Source organism: Bacteroidales bacterium (genome assembly GCA_035353855.1).
Lineage (GTDB): Bacteria > Bacteroidota > Bacteroidia > Bacteroidales > CG2-30-32-10 > DAOQAK01.
Window position 1 is genome coordinate 12,460 of record DAOQAK010000033.1, and the last position, 21,163, is coordinate 33,622.

Consider the following 21,163-nt stretch of genomic DNA (forward strand, 5'->3'; position numbering starts at 1 on the left):
TGACGGCGAGGTTGGCAAGTTTACAAGGGAATTCCGTCAACAGTCCTCAATTCGCAGTCTACAGTCAAACAATCATAACGTCTAACGTCAAACAACAAATGTTTTATTTCAAAATTTCTTCCAGTACAGCATCAGCAAAACGGCTTGCACCAAGACGAAACAAATGCGGATTCATCCATTCTTTTCCTAAAACAGCATTTACCAATTTTAAATAATTCATTGCTGAATTAACATTTGAAATTCCACCTGCAGGTTTAATTCCAATTTTTTTCCCGGTTTTTTTGTAATGGTCTTTTATTGCTTCGAGCATTACAAAAACAGCTTCGGGAGTTGCAGCAGGATTTATTTTTCCGGTTGAAGTTTTAATAAAATCACCACCCGCTTCAATAGCCATATCGCTTGCTTTACGAATATTTGCAGGTGTCAGCAACTCACCTGTTTCAAGAATAACTTTCAAATGAACATTACCACAAACTTTTTTTATTTTAAAAATTTCATCCGATACTTCATCGTATTTTCCTTCTAAAAATTTTCCGCGCGAAATTACCATATCAATTTCATCAGCACCTTCATCAATAGCATATTTTATTTCTGCAAGTTTCACTTCAATCGGTGATTGTCCGCTTGGGAAAGCTCCGGCAACAGATGCTACATTAATATTTGTTTCTTTTAATTGCTGTTTTGCAATTTTTACAAACGGCGGATACACGCATACAGCGGCCACATTGGGAATGTCTTTCCCTTTTTCGCAAAAACTTTTTGCCTTAGTACATAAATCAATAACTTTTTTATCGGTATCCGAACCTTCCAGTGTTGTAAGGTCAATGATGCTTAAAGCAAATTTACAGGCTTCTTTTGAAGAATAATTTTCAAGAGGTTTGCTTAAAATATTTTTTACATTTTCGGCTACGTAGCTTTCTGTAATTTCTGTCATATCGTATTGATTTTTAAAAAAGTTTTCAAAAGTAATTAAATAATTCCTTTATTCATTAAAACTTAACAATCATAGCATAAATTTTATGATGATTTATTTTTAAATTTGCAATACAAATATGAATGATACAAAAAATATTTTCCCGATTTTCGATCGTATTACTCCACGTGAAAATAAAGAAGCCTGCCTTAAACAACATTCACTGGCAATTTGGTTTTATGGTTTGTCGGGTGCCGGAAAAACTACGGTAGCAGTGGAGTTGGAGCAAATGCTATTTAAAAACGGTTTTATTTGTCAGTTGCTCGATGCCGATAATGTTCGAACTTCAATCAATAAAGATTTAGGTTTTTCAATAAAAGACCGGGAAGAAAATATAAGACGCATTGCCGAATTAAATAAACTTTTCATTAATAGCGGAATGATCATTCTGAATTGCTTTATCAGTCCTACTAAAGCTATACGTCAAATGGCACGCAATATTATCGGCGATAATGATTTTAAAGAAATTTTCCTTAATGCTCCGTTTGAAGTTTGCCAGCAACGCGACACAAAAGGTTTGTATAAAAAAGCCAATGCCGGAAAATTAAAAGATTTTACCGGATTAAGTTCTCCATTTGAAATGCCGGAAAATCCAGATCTGGAACTGAGAACCGATATACTTAGCATTGAAGAAACAACACAACAGGTTTTTGATTTCATTTTTCCAAAAATAAAATACAGCCGATAACCATGATGCCTTCATATAACCTAACGCATTTGCGCGAACTGGAAGCCGAATCAATTTTCGTGATGCGTGAAGTCGCTGCCCAATTTGAAAACCCTGCTTTACTTTTTTCGGGAGGGAAAGATTCTATTGTAATGGTGCATATTGCGCTGAAATCTTTTCACCCGGCACGATTGCCATTCCCTTTGCTTCATATCGACACAGGACATAATTTTCCGGAAACGATTGAATACCGCGATAATCTTATCAATAAAACAGGAACAAGGCTTATTGTTGGATATGTTCAGGAATCTATTGATAGTGGTCGTGCTGTTGAAGAAAAAGGTCCATATGCAAGTCGCAATGTTCTTCAAACAATTACCTTGCTCGATACTATTGCAAAATATAAATTCGATGTAGCTATAGGTGGTGCACGCCGCGACGAAGAAAAAGCAAGGGCTAAAGAACGATTTTTTTCTCATCGTGATGAATTCGGTCAATGGGACCCCAAAAATCAACGCCCCGAACTATGGAATTTATTTAATGGGAAAAAGAGAATAGGCGAGCATTTCAGGATTTTTCCATTAAGCAACTGGACAGAAATGGATATTTGGCAATATATTTTACAGGAAAAAATAGTAATGCCTTCGTTATACTTTTCGCACAACAGGAAATGTTTTACCCGCGACGGAGTTATTTATGCCAATTCTGATTTTATGCAACGAAAAGAAAATGAAATTCCCGAAATGATGCATGTGCGCTTCAGAACCATTGGTGATATGACCTGCACCGGTGCCACTTTATCCAATGCTAATTCGGTCGAAGAAATTATTGATGAAGTAGCTGCATCACGAATTACCGAAAGAGGTGGACGGGCTGACGATAGACGCTCCGAAGCAGCAATGGAAGACAGGAAAAAAGAAGGTTATTTTTAAAGTTTTTCCATAAATTATTTTCTTTTCTAAAAAATTTGTCGAATATTTTTACCTTTACAGGCTAAACAAAAAAAATGACCAAACGCTGGGTAATAAAAAAACAAAGCGAAGTTAAAGCAGTACAATCTCTGGCAAAAGAAATTAATGTCAGTATGAATATTGCTAACCTTCTTATCCAGCGAGGAATAGATACTTTTGAAAAAGCAAAAAAATTCTTCCGCCCCGAATTAACCGACCTACATGATCCTTTCCTGATGAAGGACATGAATATCGCTATAGCACGTATTGAAGAAGCAATAAAAGCCAACGAAAAAATTTTGGTTTACGGCGATTATGATGTTGACGGAACTTCGGCTGTAGCTCTGGTTTATTCCTTTTTAAAAGATATTTATCCGGCCGAAAATCTCGATTTTTATATACCCGACCGCTATAATGAAGGCTATGGTATTTCTTTCCGTGGGATTAATTTTGCTGCCGACAATGGATTTAAACTGATTATTTGTCTTGACTGCGGAATAAAAGCTACCGAGCAAATTACTTTTGCTAAAGGAAAAGGAATCGATTTTATTATTTGCGATCATCACCGCCCGGGCGATCAGCTACCACCTGCTGTTGCTATACTTGACCCAAAACGCTCCGATTGTACTTATCCTTACAATGAACTTTCCGGTTGTGGAATAGGTTTCAAACTTGCCCAGGCTTACGCACAAAAAAATAATATTCCATTTAAAAAAATTGAAAAACTACTGGATCTTGTTGTGGTAAGCATAGCCTCCGATATCGTTTCCATTACCGGCGAAAACAGGATACTGGCATATTTTGGTTTGAAAAAACTAAATTCAAAACCACGTCCGGGATTCGAGGCTGTACTCAATTTCAGTGGAGTCAAACGTCAAGGTGTAAGTGAAGATGAACAAATTTTTTCACGGTTACTGAATATTAACGACCTGGTTTTTCTTGTAGGACCACGTATCAACGCAGCAGGCCGTATAGAAAACGGACGTAATGCAGTTAAACTTCTGATTAGCGAAAATCTTGCAGAAGCCATGCAGCTTGGCGAATCTATCAATGATAATAATACTGAACGCCGAAGTCTTGATACAACTATCACACAGGCAGCCATTGATATGCTATATTCCGACGTTACACATAAAAATAAAAAAACTACCGTTATTTTTCACCCCGAATGGCATAAAGGAGTTGTTGGAATTGTTGCTTCACGGTTGATCGAAACCTATTACCGCCCCACCATCGTACTTACCGAATCGAACGGTATTATTACCGGAAGCGCCCGTTCTGTAAAGGACTTCGATATTTATGATGCCATTGATGCATGCAGCGATTTGCTTGAACATTTTGGCGGACATAAATATGCAGCTGGCTTATCACTAAAACCCGAAAATTTAAATGCCTTCTGCGAAAAGTTTGAAAGAATTGTTTCCGAAACAATAACTGATGAAATGTTAGTTCCCGAAATAGAAATTGATTCCGAACTGGAATTAACTGATATTTCACCACGTTTTTATAAAATATTAAAACAATTTGCACCTTTTGGCCCCGGCAACATGGCTCCTGTTTTTCTTACTCACGGACTTGTTGACAAAGGCTTTGCGCGAATTGTTGGTTTGAACCATCTGCGCTTTTGCGCTATTTACCCGGGCATCTATAAACCCGAATATAATGCTATAGGTTTCGGATTATCAGAACACCTTCCGCTTGTAAGTAGCGGAAAACCTTTTAGTCTTTGCTATCATATTGATGAAAACGAATGGAACGGCAATGTTTCATTGCAACTGGTAGTGAAAGATATTAAAGCCGATAAAGAACTTTAATTCTTATACTGACAGAAAAGAGTTTTGCAAAAATATTTTTTGTTTTCTGTACGGTATAACTCGTTCTAAACAGTTTTGCCTTTGCAAACCTGATAAGAACGAGTATAAAATCCATTTAATATTTCAATCAAACGTTTTAAAAAACATAATAAGTTTTTTATTTTTGAAGTATTTATTACGAATCCTAAATCAAAAAACTATTTTAATTATAATGTCAAAAAGCAATATAAATCCGAAAGTTGACGAATTCATAAATAAAGCTAAACAGTGGCAAGATGAATTTCGGAAATTAAGAACAATCATACTTGATTGTGAACTTACTGAAGATTTAAAATGGGGCAAACCTAGTTATTCTTTTCAAGATAATAACATTGTACTGATACATGGATTTAAAGAATATTGTGCTATTCTGTTTTTTAAAGGAGCATTGTTACGTGATGATAAAAGTATTTTAATTCAGCAAACTAATAATGTACAGGCGGGGCGTCAGGTTAGGTTCACCAATGTTAAAGAGATAATTAAATTGGAACACATATTGAAAGCATACATCAAAGAAGCCGTTGAAGTTGAAAAATCTGGATTAAAAATAAATTTAAAAAAAACCACTGAGTATAAAATTCCTGAAGAATTTCAAAATAAAATAAATGAAAACCCTTTTTTGAAAACGGCTTTCCATGGCTTAACACCAGGACGACAAAGGGCATACATTCTATATTTTTCCGAACCTAAACAATCCAAAACCCGAGAAGCAAGAATTGAAAAATATATCCAACAAATTCTTGATGGAAAAGGATTGAATGATTAATATAATGATTTTCTATAGTTTGTTTTTATTTGTTCAACCTTAAATATTATAACTATATTCTATTAATCAAATGATAAATTATTTTTTCATTTACTTTTTTTAAAAAATTTTCTTTTTATAAATATTAATATTTTCATGTAACTTTGAAAACGAAAAAATTCTACTTATCGAATTTTAACTATTGAAGATTTTGGTTGTATTTTTTTAAGTAAATTCATTAATCTTCATTATTAAAATTTAGCGATATATATATCATTAAAAAAGCAATAACCATTAAAAAAAGCAATGAAAATGCGACACAAAAAATTAAAATTAAGTGTAGTTATTTTGTTAGGTCTTGGACTAACAGGATTACAAGCACAAACAGCAGTTCCATCTTCAGGAGGCAATGCCTCGGGTAGTGGAGGTTCGGCAAGTTTTTCTGTTGGACAGATGGTTTACACCACCGGTACAGGAACAAATGGTACGGCATTACAAGGCGTGCAACAACCTTATGAAATATCGGTGATAACTGAAATTGATGAAGCCAAAGGAATAAACCTTATTGCTTCAGCTTATCCAAATCCCACAAGTGATTTAATAAATCTGAATATAGATGCCTCAAACACTTTAATTATCGAATCCTTGAGCTATCAGCTTTTCGATGCAAGCGGAAAACTTTTAGAAACAAAAAAACTTGAAGCCAATCAAACAAGCATTGTAACAAGCAGTCTTGTACCGGCAACTTATATCCTTAAAATTATCGAAGGAAATAAAGAAATTAAAACATTTAAAATCATAAAAAATTAAAAGAAAATAAAAATGAAAAAATTATTTGTAATTATTACAACAGTAATATTATCGGTAAGCGCATTTGCTCAGGCACCTAATAAAATGAGTTACCAGGCAGTAATACGTAATAGCTTGGGAAATTTAATAACAAATACAATTATCGGTATGGAAATAAACATTAGACAAGGTTCCGTATCGGGAACAATTGTTTATACCGAAACCCAGACACCAACCACCAATGCCAATGGTTTGGTAAGTATTGAAATAGGTAGCGGAGCTGGTTTTAATACAATAAACTGGGCAAGCAATACCTATTTTATTGAAACCAGGATTGCAGTTACAGCACCTTTAACAACTTATACCATCACTGCTACAAGTCAATTATTAAGTGTTCCATATGCACTGCATGCAAAAACTGTAGAATCAATTTCAGAAATTGATCCTGTTTACACAGCAAGTCAGGCAGCTAATATTTCAGCTAACGATATAACAAATCTAAGTCATCTTTCCGGTACTAATACCGGCGATCAGGATTTAAGTGCTTATGCAACTAAAATAGCTTTGGCAGATTCTGTTACTAAATTAGATAATGAAAAAGTTGATAAAGAAACAGGTAAAAACTTAGTTTCTGATGGCACTACTGTTGGACAAATGCTTTACTGGAATGGTACTGCATGGATAACTGTTGTTCCTGGAAACACAGGGGATTTGTTAGCCTTGGTTAATGGAGTTCCTACCTGGAGAGTATATAAAATTGCCGGTACAAATGAAGTATTAAATCCAATTACAAATCAAATATGGATGGACCGCAATTTAGGCGCTTCACAAGTAGCAACAAGCAGTACCGATGCTAATGCATATGGGGATTTATATCAATGGGGAAGAGGAACTGACGGACATCAAATAAGAACTTCATCTACTACAGGAACTTTGTCAAGTACTGATAGTCCGGGACATGGTAACTTTATTACCTGTGATGGTCCTAGTGGTGGCATTTGGCGCAGCCCCAAAAATGATGATTTATGGCAAGGAGTAAATGGTATAAATAACCCATGTCCTTCTGGTTACAGATTGCCTACTTATGCTGAGCTTGCCTCAGAAAGCTCAACTTGGAGCAGCAGCAATGCAGCAGGAGCTTATGCCTCTGTACTTAAATTAACACAAGGAGGAATACGCTATTGTGGCACAGGTGCACTTGGGAATGTTGGATCCGTTGGTTGTTATTGGTCAAGTACTGTAAGTGGATCATATGCGAAATGCCTGTATTATACTTCTAGCGGTATTTACCCATCTAATAGTGACACATATCGTGCTCAAGGAAATTCTGTTAGATGTATTAAAAATTAATGATTCGTATAATTAATGCTGAAAGTTCATAAAGTATATACTTTATGAACTTTCTATTTTTTAATCAACTTATTTTTAAATTAATTTCAGGATAATTAAACTCTAATGAATTTAAAAAAAATTTTATCTATAATCGCAATTTGCATTCTATCTATAAATGCATTTTCACAAAATACTGTTACAGGAATTTTTCCATCATTAGCAGGACAAAAGATACGATTGTTTGGCTTTGAAGGTTTTATTTCTACAACTATTGATAGTGTTGTAGTTTCAGATAAAGGTATTTTTAAATTAAATTATTCATTAAAAAATAATGGTATGGGGTATCTAGTAACTAAGGATAATAAAGCATATTATGTTTTGCTAAGCGCTGAAGATATTCAACTAAAAGGAGAAACTTTTGAATTACCTGAAAAAATTACCATTTTATCAGGAAAAGAGAACCAGCTATTTGAGCAATATGCATCAGAACATGCAAAACGCGAGCAAGCACTGGATGCATGGATTTATTTACGAAACTTATATCAATCCGATTCTTTTTTTGTTAAGCAAAAAGATACTCAACAAAAAATCGTTAATGAAATCATTCGAATCAAACAAGAAGATAACGATTTTCTAAAAAATTTGAATACTAAAAGTTATGTAAGCTGGTATTTACCTTTGCGCAAATTGGTAAGTTCTGTTTCTAAAATTGCCCAATATCGTACCGAAGAAATAAAAACAACTTTGGAAGCTTTCAGGAATATTGATTATTCTGATGAACGATTATATAAAAGTGGTTTATTGAAAGATGCTATTGAAAGTCATTATTGGCTATTGGAAAATATGGGACAACCATTAGATACTGTTTTCAAGGAAATGAATATTTCTACCGATTGTTTAATTGCAAGTCTTTCAAAAGATGAAAAAAAATTCAATGAAATAACCAAATATCTTTTTGATTTACTGGAAACTCACAGTCTGTTTCAGGCTTCTGAATATTTAGCTGTAAAAGTATTAACCCAGAATAGCTGTACACTCAACGATAATCTTGCTAATAAGCTTGAAATGTACCGGGCAATGAAAATTGGGAACAGTGCTCCCAATATTATATTTACCGGTGATGTTGTAAAAAAAGGTAATATTGAAAATACAACTAAAAATTTATCAGAAATAAAATCAGATTATAAAGTGGTTATTTTCGGAGCAAGCTGGTGCCCTAAGTGCGCAGAAGAACTTGGAAAGCTAATTCCTCTTTATGATAAATGGAAAGCTAAAAATGTAGAAGTGGTATTTATTTCTTTAGATACAGTAAAATTGACATTTAACAATTTCACAAGTATATTTCCTTTCATCAGCATGTGCGATTACAAAAAATGGAATTCCCAACCCGTTAAAAATTATTATGTTTTTGCATCGCCAACAATGTTTTTATTAGATAAAAATCAAAAAATAATTTTACGACCCGAATCTGTTAAGCAAATAGATGCATGGGTTGATTTTTATATTAAATAAAATTTCTCTGTTTCCTGAATATCTATCTTACACTATTTACTCTCAATTATTATTGTTGCAATCTTTTTACCATTTCTCATAATGCACCCTTTCAGGTAAAAATCTATTTGGGTCGCCTTTTGTTTCATTAGGATAACCAAGTGCTACAATAGATACAGGAAAAATATTTTCAGGCAACTTAAATAATTCGGTAATATTTTTTACACGTTCTTCACGCGGATACACGCCAAGCCACACGCTTCCCAATCCCTGCGCATGTGCAGCAAGTAAAATATTTAATGTAGCAGCTGAACAATTCTGGTTGCAAAAGGCTTCAATGGGTTCATAGCTTTTATCGGCACAAACCATAATAGCTAAAGTAGCTTCGGCAAGCATGGATGCATGAGGATGCACTTTCCTGATAGCTTCAAGAGTTTCTCTTTTTGTAACAACTACAAATTGCCACGATTGGGTGTTGCGCGCCGAAGGCGCGTACATTGCAGCTTTTAATAATAAGTCAATTTTTTCTTTTTCAACTTTTTGCGATGAAAATTTTCTTATGCTTCTGCGGGTTAAAATATTTTCTATTGCATCCATACTTTTCTGGTTTGGACCATAAAATTATTAAATTAAAGTAACAATCAGAATTTCATTTCGTATAATTATACAATCCGATAATTTATAACTTATGAAAAGTCGAATTTTTTTTATATTATTTTTCTCGATAGTCATCATTGGAATGGGCATATATATATATACGCTTAATAAAAAGGTGGAGGAAAAAACAAAAAAAATATTTGACCTGGAAAATATTTCTCAAAATGCCAATTCACGTTATAATAAACTTATAAAGACCAATGACTCCCTGTCATTTATAAATGCACTGCTATCGAAATACCGAACGCTCACCGATGCTATGAAATACAGGGATTCCGTTCGTTTGCCATTAAAATATTCTGTGGGAGATAAAGTATTTCTGAAAAAAGATTCTTCTAGGGCAATTGTAAACGATATAATTATTGGCGGAAGCAAACATGAGTATTATATAAAATATAAGGTCCTGTTTAAAAACGGACAGGAAGAAGAAATACTTCCCGAACTTCTTTATTAATTTGATTATTTATAAAATATTTTTTAGTTGATCCGTTTTTGTTTTATGAAAAAACCCGTACCTCAAAGTAGAGATACGGGTTTTTCGTTTTTTTGGGTTTTGTGGTGAGGGGCGGAATTGAACCGTCGACACACGGATTTTCAGTCCGTTGCTCTACCAACTGAGCTACCCCACCAACTTTTATACTGAGCGTTTGAATTTTGTTTGATTTTCAACTAATTAATTTGAAAGAATTCAAACAGTCGAAGTATATTGGGCTGCAAAGGTAAATAATTAATTTTTAATTGCACAAATTAATTTTTTCATAAGCATAAAAAAACAGCTAAGCGTAAAATATTCATACCTTTGCGATTCATTTTTAATTATGAATCTTGTCATTGACATAGGGAACACTTTGTTGAAATATGCCGTTTTTGAAGAAAAAGAAATCATTTATGGCGGAACTTCAGAGAGTATTGATGAATTTTCTGTTGAAAGTATTTTTTTAAGATACAGCGAAATAAAAAATGCTATTGTATCATCCGTTCGTATCATTCCCGAAAATCTTATTGCAACTATAAAATCATTTTGCAAACTTCACCTGGTAAGTAATAAAACAAAATTACCTTTCGTAAATTTGTACAAAACTCCCGGAACTTTAGGAAACGACCGTATAGCAGGGATTTCGGGAGCATTTTCACTTTATCCTAAAAAAAATGTTTTGGTAATAGATGCAGGAACTTGTATTACTACCGATTTTTTACATGCCGATGGCAAATATTATGGTGGTACCATTTCGCCGGGGATAAAAATGAAATTAACTGCTTTGCATACTTTTACAGAAAAACTTCCGTTAGTGAATTTACGCGATTTAAAAAATGATTATGGCTATGATACTGAATCATCTATTATCACAGGGGTTATAAATGGAACAGTTGCTGAAATTGAATATACCATTGATTACTATAAAAAAAAATATAAAGAAATTATTGTTTTGCTTTGCGGAGGTGATGCTGCTTTTTTGGCAAAACGATTAAAAAATAGCATCTTTGCAGTTTCCGAACTGGTTTTAATTGGATTAAACGAATTATTGGAATATAATGAAGAATAAAAAATTTTGTTTTGCTTTTTTACTGATGTTGGTGTTTTCAGCCGCTATGGCGCAAACACATGTCAGCTCACCTTATACTCGTTTCGGGCTTGGCGATTTACTGAATAATAAATATATCCGTAATACGTCTATGGGTGGAATCTCATTCGGATACCGCAATCCTACTTCTGTAAATTACAGCAACCCGGCTTCATACACAGCTTTCGATACATTATCATTTGTTTTTGAAACAGGACTCAACAGTAATTTCATGCAACTTGAATCATCAACCGAAAAACATTTAACAAATTATACTTCTCTTTCCTACCTGGTTTTTGGTTTTCCGGTTACCAAATGGTGGGGAGCCAGTATAGGATTATTGCCATACAGTAATGTAGGATATGATATACTTCATGAAGATACTTTAGATAATATAGGAACAACAGATTACACTTATGAAGGTAATGGTGGATTAAACCAGTTTTATTTTGGAAATGCTTTTCGTATAAAAAATTTATCCATCGGATTCAATGCTTCATATATTTTTGGCTCATTAAATAAATTAGGAACTGTTTCATTCCCCGATTCTATCTATTTCTTAAGTACCAAGATCGTAAATTCTACACGTGTTAACGACCTGTTTTTAAACTATGGCATGCAGTATCAGAAAAATATTTCCAAAAATGTTAAAATGGTTACAGGATTTGTTTATAATGCAAACGCAAATTTAAATGCAAAACAGGATTTATTGATTTACCGTTTTTTACCATCTAATGATGGAGCAGAAGATGTTGTTGATACTATAATTTATTCTGAAGGAAGCAAAGGAACGATAACCATTCCGCAAAGTATTGGTGCTGGTGTTACTTTCGGTATAAATAATAAATTATTAATGGGCGCTGATTACCAATTTCAGAACTGGAAAAAATTTAAATCTTTCGGCGAAAGCGATTCGTTGCTGAATAGTATGCAGGCTTCATTTGGACTGGAATACATTCCGAATTTAAATTCCCTTACACAAAAATGGAAACATGCACGTTACCGCTTTGGATTAAGATATAATGAAACTTATTTACAGTTACACAACACCCAGCTTAATGAAACAGCTGTATCATTTGGGATTGGTATTCCAATGAAACGTTCAAAATCAACATTAAACCTGGGGTTTGAACTGGGACAAAGAGGAACTACAGATAACAATCTTATAAGAGAACGTTTTGCTAAAGTTGTTTTCAGCCTGTCGGTTCACGAATACTGGTTTATAAAACGTCGCTTTGACTAATAATGACAAGTAACATCATAAAAAAATTATTCTTCATTATAATATCGGTATGGTTTTTCGCTTCATGTGAAAACGATATCAAAACCATTAATACCGTTGGGAATAAAGATTACCTTCCTGTTGAATCCGCAAAAGATGTGGAAACCGTTTACAGCGATTCCGGTCGAATATTGTTAAATGTGAAAGCCCCCCAACTGGATCGCTACGAGGGGGAAAAAAATTATTCCGAAATGCCCAAAGGTGTAAAAGTTTATTTTTATGACAGGGATATGAATGTTACTTCAATGCTTACTGCCAAATACGCTATAAGCTATGATAAGGAAAATATCATGGAAGCCAAGAATGATGTAGTTGTTATAAACGAAAAAAAAGAAAAGCTGAATACAGATCATTTGATTTGGGATCAAAAAAAAGCAATCATCTATTCCGATAAGTTTGTAAAAATTACTACAAAAAAAGATATCTTATGGGGCGACGGGCTTGAAGCCGACGAACGCTTTGATAACTGGAAAATAAAGAAACCCAAAGGATCTATTACTATTAACGAAGATTAAACTTATTATGCTTAGCTGGGAAATCATAATTATTACCATGATTTTTTCCGCATTTTTTTCGGGAATGGAAATAGCATTTGTAACCTCGAATAAATTAAAAACAGAACTCGAAAAAAATAAAGGAAATTTTTCTGCCCGTATTATCTCTCATTTTCAAAAATCTCCTTCTGATTTCATAGCAACGATGCTTGTTGGCAACAGTGTTTCGCTTGTTATTTATGGTATTGTAATGGGAAATGTTCTTCAAAAATATATTTTAAAAATATTCCCCGTTCAAATAACTTCCGAATTTTTAATCATGCTGACACAAACGATTATTTCAACCCTTATTATTCTTGTAACAGCCGAATTTATTCCTAAAATGTTATTCCGTATCAATGCAAATCATATTCTGAATATTTTTGCAGTTCCTGTATTTATCATATACTATATCTTATATCCCGTTACATTCATTTCAATATTTTTATCGGAGTTTATTCTTAAAATATTTTTCAAGATCAAAATTGTTGACCAGAAACATGTATTCGGATACAGGGACCTCGACAATTATGTGAGAGAATTTTTCCCTAATGCCCGAAATGAAAAAGAGTTGAAACATGAAATACAGATATTTCAGAATGCTATGGATTTTCCATTGGTAAAACTTCGCGAATGCATGGTGCCACGAACTGAAATTATTGCCATCGACAACCAGGAGAATATTTCACGTTTAAAAAATAAATTTATCGAAACCGGTTTGTCAAAAATTATTGTTTACAACGAAAATATTGATAATATTACCGGTTACGTTCATTCGTACGACATGTTCCGTAACCCACCTTCGATAAAATCGGTATTACGACCTTTGAGCTTTGTTCCTGAAACAATGCCAGCCAACAGTTTGCTTACACTTTTTATTCAGCAACGAAAAAGTATGGCAGTTGTTGTTGACGAATTCGGAGGTACTTCCGGAATAATAACCATGGAAGATGTAATTGAAGAAATTTTCGGGGAAATAAGTGATGAATTTGATGTTGATGAGCTTATTGAAAAACAAATAAGTAAAAATGAATTTATTTTTTCCGGCCGACTGGAAATCGATTATATAAACGAAAAATACAGTATCGGACTGCCCGATTCTACCGATTATGAAACATTGGCAGGATTAATTATGTATCATCATCAAAGTATACCATTAAAAAACGAAAAAATATTCCTGAAAAATTTTATTTTTACAATTATCCAGGTGAGCAAAACCCGCATTGAACAAGTACATGTAAAAATCATTGAATAAAATTTTTATGATTTTTTTCAACATTATTAATAAACAATTATTCTATTTTAAAATGTCACTTATAAACACTCATTAATATGAATTATAGAAAAATCAATAAATATTTTCTATTTATAATTAATAATTCTAAATTTGCGCACTTATTTTAATACAGTATTACTATGGCTATTATTGGCAAAATTCGTAAAAGAGGTGGATTGATCGTAATTATTATCGGCGTAGCTCTTGCAGCATTCGTTCTTGGCGATTTCTGGAAAAAGGGAAATAAAGGGAGCCGTCCTAACCTTGGTGAAATATGTGGTGAAAAAATTACTTATAACGATTTTGAAACCCAGGTTGAAGCCCAGATTGAAATGGTTAAACAACAAACCGGGGAAGAAAACCTCTCTTCCGATAAAATATTTGAAATCAGAAATGAAATTTGGGCAAAGCTCGAGCGTGATAATATTTTAAAAAAGGAATATAATGAGCTTGGTCTTGCTATATCTGCCGATGAACTATCGGATATGGTACAGGGTAAAGAACCTCATCAATATATTCAGGAAAATTTCAAAGACCCTCAAACTGGCGTTTTTAATGTTTCCTATGTTAAAAGTTATATGCAACAACTTGATCAGTTAGAGCAAAAAACACCCGGAACTAAAGCACGTTGGGAAAATTTTCTGGAATCAATTGAATCGGAACGAATTTATACAAAATACCTGAACCTTATTAAAAAAGGATATTACGTTCCTGCAGCTCTTGCTAAAAAAGATTATGAACAGAAAAACACTAAAGCTGTACTGCGCATTATTGCTAAAAAATATTCATCTGTTGCTGATAATTCTGTTACAGTTACTGATGACGATTATCAAAAATATTATGATAAACATAAAAATGAATATGCATTTGAAGAAGCTACAAGAGACATTGAATATATTACTTATGATGTAGAGCCATCCGATTCTGACATTGCAGAAGTTACCCGCGAAATAAATGGTGTTTATGAAGAACTGAAAACTCAAAAAGCAGAAGATGTACCTCTTTTAGTTTCTAAGTATTCTGATGAATCTTATGATAGTGTTTACCGTAAAAAAGGACTTATAACTGTTCCTGCTTTTGATTCCATTGTATTTAAATCCAAGAAAGGTGATGTTTTGGGCCCTTATTTAGAGGATAATGTTTTTTACCTTGCAAGAGTAATGGATTTCCAGGAAAGACCCGATTCAATGAGAGCAAGCCATATATTAATTTCCTATGCAGGGGCAACCCGTGCAGCTGAAACAATTAAACGAACAAAAGACCAGGCGAAAAAAATGGCTGATAGCCTGTTGACCATAATAAAAAAGAATCCTAAAGAATTCGATTCTATTGCAAAGAAAAATTCTGATGATGCTGCTGCATCAGCTAAAGCAGGCGACCTTGATTGGTTTGCTGATATGGATATGGGTGGAAATATGATTTATTCATTCACCCAGGCATGTGTTGAAGGCAAGGTTGGTGATACAAAAATTATTGAAACTCCTTTTGGATATCATATCGTAAAAGTTACAGGTAAGAAAAAAGTTTCAAATAAAGCTAAGTTAGCTTTAATAACCAGTAAAATCAAACCCAGCAAAGAAACATATCAGAATATTTATGCTACCGCAAGCGAATTCTCTGGTGAATACACTAATGCCGAAAAATTCAACAAAGGAGTTATTGATAAAAAACTTAATAAACGACTGGCAGAAAATATCGAAGCCATGAGCAATACTATTGCCGGACTTGAATCGCCAAGAGAAATAGTAAAATGGGCATATGCTGAAAGTACAAAAAAAGGTGATGTTTCTGGAGTTTTTGATCTGCAAACAAAATATGTTGTTGCCTGTTTAAAAGAAATCCGTGAAAAAGGTGTTCCAACACTTGAACAGATAAAAACACAGATTGAACCTTATGTAAAAAATGAAAAGAAAGCAGAAACCCTGATAGCAAAAATAAAAGGACAAATTACTCCGGGTATCACACTCGAAGCTCTTTCTTACAAACTCGACAGTGCCGTTGTTGATACGCTCGACATGGTTACTTTCTCTACATATTCTTTACCCGGCTATGGTCCTGAACCGGAAATTATAGGTAATATTTTTACTATTAAGCCGAATACTTTATCGGAACCTTTAAAAGGAAAAACAGCCATATATGTCTTGCAGGTCGATAATATTATTAAAGCTCCTGAAGTAAAAGATTATAAAAATAATATATTACAAATGACTGCAAATTTTCAAAGTCGTGTAAATTATGATGCATATAAGGCTCTTGAAAAAAATGCAAAAATCACAGATAACAGAATATCTTATTATTAAAATTTATATAACATCCTGAAAAAGCTGCCCTGATAAGGCAGCTTTTTTTTTATACCAAATCCAAATATGTAAAGATAAGTTTGTGATTTTACATTTTTTTTCATTAACTTTGTCTTTACTAATCGCCTAAGTATTTTTTACTAATTACAGATTATACCGATTGTATATATGTAATAGGAGTCCAATAAATTGTACTATAACATCTATGTCATCGGCATAACCATTGTAAAATTTAAAATAGCCTTTGGGTTATTTTAAATTAACAATTGGTACTATATTGCTTTTTAAATTTAGAAATTAAATTATTAAAATTTAATTCCATTAAAATGTTTCAACAATCTCCCGGGTTTATAAAAGAAGTTTTGGATTCTATACATGACGCATTATTTATACATGATTATAATACAGGTAAGATTGTATATGTAAACAAGCGTATGTGCGAAATGTATAATTGCACTCACGAACAGGCATTAAATTATGAACTAATAAATACATCCGGATTAAGCGAGTCTCCATTCAGTAAAGAGGATGCCATGGAAATGCTTAAAAAAACAAAAACAGAAGGCGATAAAATTTTTGAATGGAAAGCAACTAAGTTTAGTGGCGAATATTTTTGGGTAGAAGTATCATTACGTTATACAGAATTTGATAATAAACCGTATGTTATTGCTGTAGTAAGGGATATTTCGGAAAGAAAGGAATCGGAAATACAATATCGAACAATTTTTGAAAATACAGGCACCGCTACAATTATTATTGAAGAAAATACAATTATTTCACTTGCTAACTCAAAGTTTGAAGACCTTTCCGGTTATTCAAAAGAAGAAATTGAAAATAAAATGAGCTGGAAAGATACTGTTGTAAAGGAAGATTTGGAATTTATGGAGAAACAACACAAACTACGGAGGATAAACGCAGAAGAAGCATTAAAATCATATGAATTCAGGTTTGTTGATAAAAGCGGAAACCAAAAATACATTTTACTCTCAATAGATATTATTCCCAACACCAAGCGCAGCATAGCATCATTACAGGATATTACAGAAAGGAAAAAGGCCGAAAATGAACTTAAGGAATCGGAAAAGCGATACCGTTTACTTTTTGAACATAATCCTGCTCCAATGTTGATTTATGAACGTGGTACTTTGCAAATGCTTTCTGTTAATGAATCTTTCATTAAACATTATGGTTATAAAAAAGAACAAATCGCATCAATGAAACTTCCGGATTTTTATCCGGAAGAACAAAAAAAACCTATTGTCGATCTTGCCGGAAAAATACAGGGACATGCCTATGCAGGCGAATGGAAACATTGTAAAGCCGATGGTACATTAATAGACATAATAGCCACATCGCATGATATTCTGTATGAAAATAAAAACGCCAGGATAGCTGTTATTAATGATATTACCGAACGAAAAAAAGTTGAAGCTGCTTTAAGTGAAAGTGAAGAACGCTACCGTCTTATTTCAACCGCTTCGAGCGATTATATGTTTTCTACTATTGTAGAGGAAACTGGTAATTTAATTCTGAACTGGGCAGCAGGAGCATTCGAAAATATAACAGGATATTCTTTTGATGAATATAAAGCTATAGGCGGATGGCGTACAACATTGCATCCTGATGATATTGAAAAAGATAAAGCTGACATGGCTGCATTAATGGCAAACAGGAATGTGGTTACCGAACTACGAACAATAAAAAAATCGGGCGAAATAATATGGGTAAGGGTTTATGCTCACCCAATATGGGACAAAAAGAAAAAACGCTTAGCTGGAATTTATGGTGCAGTAAAAGATATCACCGAACGAAAAAAAGTTGAAGCTGAATTGCGCGAAAGTGAAGAAAAATACCGTACACTTATAGAATCAGCTATTGATAGTATTATGATTATAAAAGATGGGGTGATCGAATTTGTGAATCATGTTCTTACTTCCGCATCAGGATATACGGCAAACGAATTAATCGGACAACCATTTATAAATTTTGTTTCTCAAAAAGACCGCAAAAGAATATTGCAATATTACAATAAAAGGATAAGTGGTGATAATACCCCTATAGGTTATGAAGCAAATGCAATATTAAAAAATGGAACAGAAGTACCTGTTGAAATTACGGCATCTGTTTTTAATTATTTTGGTAAAAAAGCCGAACTTGTTTTTTTGCATGATATTACCGAACGTAAATTAGCAGAAAAAGCCTTAAAGAAAAGTGAAGAAACTTATCGTTTAATTTTTGAGTATTCACCACTGGGTATTTTTTCATTCGATGAAAAAGGTGTTATTGTAACCTGTAACGACAATTTTGTAAAGATTATTGGCTCTTCAAAAGAAAAACTTATAGGTCTGAATATTATTAATTTACCGGATAAAAATATAGTCTCGCCTATTCGTAAAGCGCTCAATGGAAAACCAGAATCCTATGAAGGTATTTACACCTCCTTTACAGCAAATAAAACTACTCCGGTAAGATGTTTATTTGCTCCAATGGACATCGGAAGCAATGGCATACACGGGGGTTTGGGAATTGTTGAAGATATAACCGAACGCAAAGAATCAGAAGAAAAATTATTACAGCAAAAAATGGAACTTGATTCCATATTCAATACTGTTGACGATGTTATTTTCTTGTTGAGTGTTGAAGGAGAAAATAAATTCCGTGTAAAAAATGTAAATAAAGTATATAAAGATTTTACCAGTTTTGATACTTCCTTGATACTGGGTAAAATATTAGATGAAACTTTAAATTATCCTTCATGGAGTACAACTGTAAGCAATTACCAAAAAGCCATAGAACAAAAAACTATAATCAGATGGGAAGAAACGAATGATTTTCCTACCGGAACAATTACAGTAATTCATAGTGTAGCACCCGTGTATGATCAAAATGGAAAATGTATAAACCTGGTTGCCTCATTGCATAATATTACCGAACGTAAAATAATAGAAAAAAAAATCAGGAAGATCAATGAAGAACTTGAAGAAAAGGTTAAACTACGTACATTAGAACTTGAAAAAACGAATGTATATTTAAAAATAGAAATTGATGAAAGAACAAAAGCTGAAGATCTAATCAAACATCAATTGGAAGAAAGAGAAATTCTTTTGAAAGAAATCCATCACAGGGTAAAAAATAATATGCAGGTAATTATCAGTATTCTTAATCTTCAGGCATCATTCATAAAAAATAAAAAAATTGTAAATATTTTACAGGATAGCCAAAGTCGTGTTAAAACTATGGCACTGATTCATGAAAAACTTTACCAGACAAAAGATTTTTCGAATATTAATTTTTTAGACTATATCACCAATCTTATCAAATATCTATTCACCATTTACAACTCAACTGATCATCCTGTAGAATACAAAATTTCGGCAGAACCTTTCCCTGTAAGTATTGATACAACTATTTCACTGGGTTTGATGACAAATGAAATTGTATCAAATTCATTTAAATATGCTTTTGAAGGCAAAACCAATGGAAAAATAGAAATTTCTTTGAAAAAATATGATGAAAAAAATCTGGTATTGTCGATTAAAGACAACGGCAAAGGTCTTCCTCCCGGATTTGATTGTAAAAACACCCAAAGTCTTGGATTACAACTGGTGTGCTTACTCACCGAACAGATACAGGGAAAACTAAAGGTCGAAAGCTCTGATAAGGGAACAAAATTTTCGATAATTTTCCCCAGCATCAAGTAGTTTAATTTAATTTTTTTAAAAATTATTTTACCCTAATTTGTTCAATATATTGATTTATTATAATTTTAAATTTTATTACTATGAAACAAATTATTTTTTTATTAATTATTTTCACGCTTGCTATAGATTTATCAGCGCAAAATACTGAAAAGGAAACTGTATTAAAAGCTCAATCTTCAGATACCATTGACGGATGGAAAAAAGGCGGAACTTTTTCTCTTACCTTTAACCAGGTTTCATTAACCAATTGGGCTGCCGGTGGCCAACCTTCAGTTGCATTTAATGGGCTAATAAATACTTTTGCTAATCTTAAATATAATAAATCAAGTTGGGATAATACACTTGATATTGGTTACGGGCAGATGCGCCAGGGTGATAAAAATTCACCTTTCCAAAAAAGTGATGATAAATTTGAATTCAACTCCAAATACGGTCAGAAGGCTTCAAAATATTGGTATTACGCTGCATTAATTAATTTAAAAACACAACTTACCGAAGGTTACAATTATCCGAATGACACAATTAAAATAAAAATTTCTGATTTCCTGGCGCCTGCTTATTTACTTGGAGCTATAGGAATGGATTATAAACCGAATAGCATTTTTAATTGTTTTATTGCACCCGTTACCGGAAAAATAATTATTGTAAACAACCAAAACCTGGCTGACCTTGGCAGTTTTGGTGTAGATCCCGCTATTCTTGATGAATCAGGTGTTGTAACTACTCCCGGTAAAAAAACGAAAATGGAATTTGGAGGTTATGTAAGAGCTTCGTTCCGAAAAGATATTATGAAAAATATAAACCTTGCCACCAAAGCTGATTTCTTTTCCAATTACATGGAAAATCCACAGAACATAGTAATAAACTGGGAAACTCTAATTTCAATGAAAATAAATAAATATATATCAGCAACACTTTCAACCCAGTTGATATACGATGATAAAGTAGATATTACGGTTTATGATGGTAACGGAATAATCATTGGACAAGGTCCAAGAACACAATTTAAAGAATTATTTGGTGTAGGATTTTCATATAAATTCTAACATACT

Annotated in this window: 17 protein-coding genes and 1 tRNA gene; 15 read left to right on the forward strand and 3 right to left on the reverse strand. The window is 33.1% G+C overall.

Annotated features, from left to right (window positions below; all coding sequences use genetic code 11):
* Positions 1–103: 103 nt before the first annotated feature.
* On the reverse strand, positions 104–934 hold the full coding sequence (gene deoC / locus PKK00_09530) for a deoxyribose-phosphate aldolase (protein HNW98635.1): 831 nt from the start codon (positions 932–934) through the stop codon (positions 104–106).
* Positions 935–1,052: 118 nt separating this feature from the next.
* Here deoC and cysC point away from each other — a divergent pair, with 118 nt between their 5' ends.
* From cysC to PKK00_09565, 7 genes are all read left to right on the forward strand, one after another.
* Entirely contained in the window at positions 1,053–1,661 is a 609-nt protein-coding gene (gene cysC / locus PKK00_09535) for an adenylyl-sulfate kinase (protein HNW98636.1), read from the forward strand.
* A gap of 2 nt (positions 1,662–1,663) precedes the next feature.
* On the forward strand, positions 1,664–2,572 hold the full coding sequence (gene cysD, locus PKK00_09540; GenBank protein HNW98637.1) for a sulfate adenylyltransferase subunit CysD: 909 nt from the start codon (positions 1,664–1,666) through the stop codon (positions 2,570–2,572).
* A 74-nt stretch (positions 2,573–2,646) separates the two neighbouring features.
* Positions 2,647–4,404 (forward strand): single-stranded-DNA-specific exonuclease RecJ, encoded by a 1,758-nt coding sequence (gene recJ, locus PKK00_09545; protein HNW98638.1) that lies wholly within the window; start codon positions 2,647–2,649, stop codon positions 4,402–4,404.
* Between the two features lie 163 nt (positions 4,405–4,567).
* Positions 4,568–5,209: a YdeI family protein gene (locus PKK00_09550; GenBank protein ID HNW98639.1), complete on the forward strand. Its 642-nt coding sequence runs from the start codon at positions 4,568–4,570 to the stop codon at positions 5,207–5,209.
* A gap of 291 nt (positions 5,210–5,500) precedes the next feature.
* On the forward strand, positions 5,501–5,998 hold the full coding sequence (locus PKK00_09555; GenBank protein HNW98640.1) for a T9SS type A sorting domain-containing protein: 498 nt from the start codon (positions 5,501–5,503) through the stop codon (positions 5,996–5,998).
* A 12-nt stretch (positions 5,999–6,010) separates the two neighbouring features.
* Complete coding sequence (locus PKK00_09560; protein ID HNW98641.1) at positions 6,011–7,327, forward strand: FISUMP domain-containing protein; 1,317 nt, start codon at positions 6,011–6,013, stop codon at positions 7,325–7,327.
* Positions 7,328–7,432: 105 nt separating this feature from the next.
* Positions 7,433–8,821, forward strand: coding sequence for a thioredoxin-like domain-containing protein (locus tag PKK00_09565; protein HNW98642.1), 1,389 nt, complete (start codon positions 7,433–7,435; stop codon positions 8,819–8,821).
* A gap of 66 nt (positions 8,822–8,887) precedes the next feature.
* On the opposite strand, the gene PKK00_09570 is transcribed toward PKK00_09565, so the two are convergent.
* Complete coding sequence (locus tag PKK00_09570) at positions 8,888–9,397, reverse strand: nitroreductase family protein (protein HNW98643.1); 510 nt, start codon at positions 9,395–9,397, stop codon at positions 8,888–8,890.
* Between the two features lie 91 nt (positions 9,398–9,488).
* On the opposite strand from PKK00_09570, the gene PKK00_09575 reads away from it, so the two are divergent.
* Positions 9,489–9,911: a hypothetical protein gene (locus PKK00_09575; GenBank protein HNW98644.1), complete on the forward strand. Its 423-nt coding sequence runs from the start codon at positions 9,489–9,491 to the stop codon at positions 9,909–9,911.
* Positions 9,912–10,013: 102 nt separating this feature from the next.
* Here PKK00_09575 and PKK00_09580 read toward each other — a convergent pair.
* Positions 10,014–10,086 (reverse strand) — tRNA-Phe (locus PKK00_09580).
* A 189-nt stretch (positions 10,087–10,275) separates the two neighbouring features.
* Here PKK00_09580 and PKK00_09585 point away from each other — a divergent pair.
* The 7 genes from PKK00_09585 to PKK00_09615 all read left to right on the forward strand — a co-directional run bounded on the left by PKK00_09585 (position 10,276) and on the right by PKK00_09615 (position 21,157).
* The gene (locus PKK00_09585; protein HNW98645.1) at positions 10,276–11,001 is read left to right on the forward strand and encodes a type III pantothenate kinase; all 726 of its coding nucleotides are present in this window, start codon (positions 10,276–10,278) and stop codon (positions 10,999–11,001) included.
* Positions 10,991–12,262, forward strand: coding sequence for a hypothetical protein (locus PKK00_09590; protein ID HNW98646.1), 1,272 nt, complete (start codon positions 10,991–10,993; stop codon positions 12,260–12,262). The genes PKK00_09585 and PKK00_09590 overlap by 11 nt, the downstream gene beginning before the upstream one ends.
* A 2-nt stretch (positions 12,263–12,264) precedes the next feature.
* Complete coding sequence (gene lptC, locus PKK00_09595) at positions 12,265–12,816, forward strand: LPS export ABC transporter periplasmic protein LptC (GenBank protein ID HNW98647.1); 552 nt, start codon at positions 12,265–12,267, stop codon at positions 12,814–12,816.
* A 7-nt stretch (positions 12,817–12,823) separates the two neighbouring features.
* Complete coding sequence (locus tag PKK00_09600) at positions 12,824–14,089, forward strand: hemolysin family protein (GenBank protein ID HNW98648.1); 1,266 nt, start codon at positions 12,824–12,826, stop codon at positions 14,087–14,089.
* Between the two features lie 161 nt (positions 14,090–14,250).
* Positions 14,251–16,410 carry a SurA N-terminal domain-containing protein gene (locus PKK00_09605; protein HNW98649.1) on the forward strand — a complete coding sequence of 720 codons (2,160 nt, stop codon included), beginning with the start codon at positions 14,251–14,253 and terminating at the stop codon, positions 16,408–16,410.
* Positions 16,411–16,736: 326 nt separating this feature from the next.
* Complete coding sequence (locus PKK00_09610; GenBank protein ID HNW98650.1) at positions 16,737–20,111, forward strand: PAS domain S-box protein; 3,375 nt, start codon at positions 16,737–16,739, stop codon at positions 20,109–20,111.
* Positions 20,112–20,191: 80 nt separating this feature from the next.
* Entirely contained in the window at positions 20,192–21,157 is a 966-nt protein-coding gene (locus PKK00_09615; GenBank protein HNW98651.1) for a DUF3078 domain-containing protein, read from the forward strand.
* Positions 21,158–21,163: the final 6 nt, after the last annotated feature.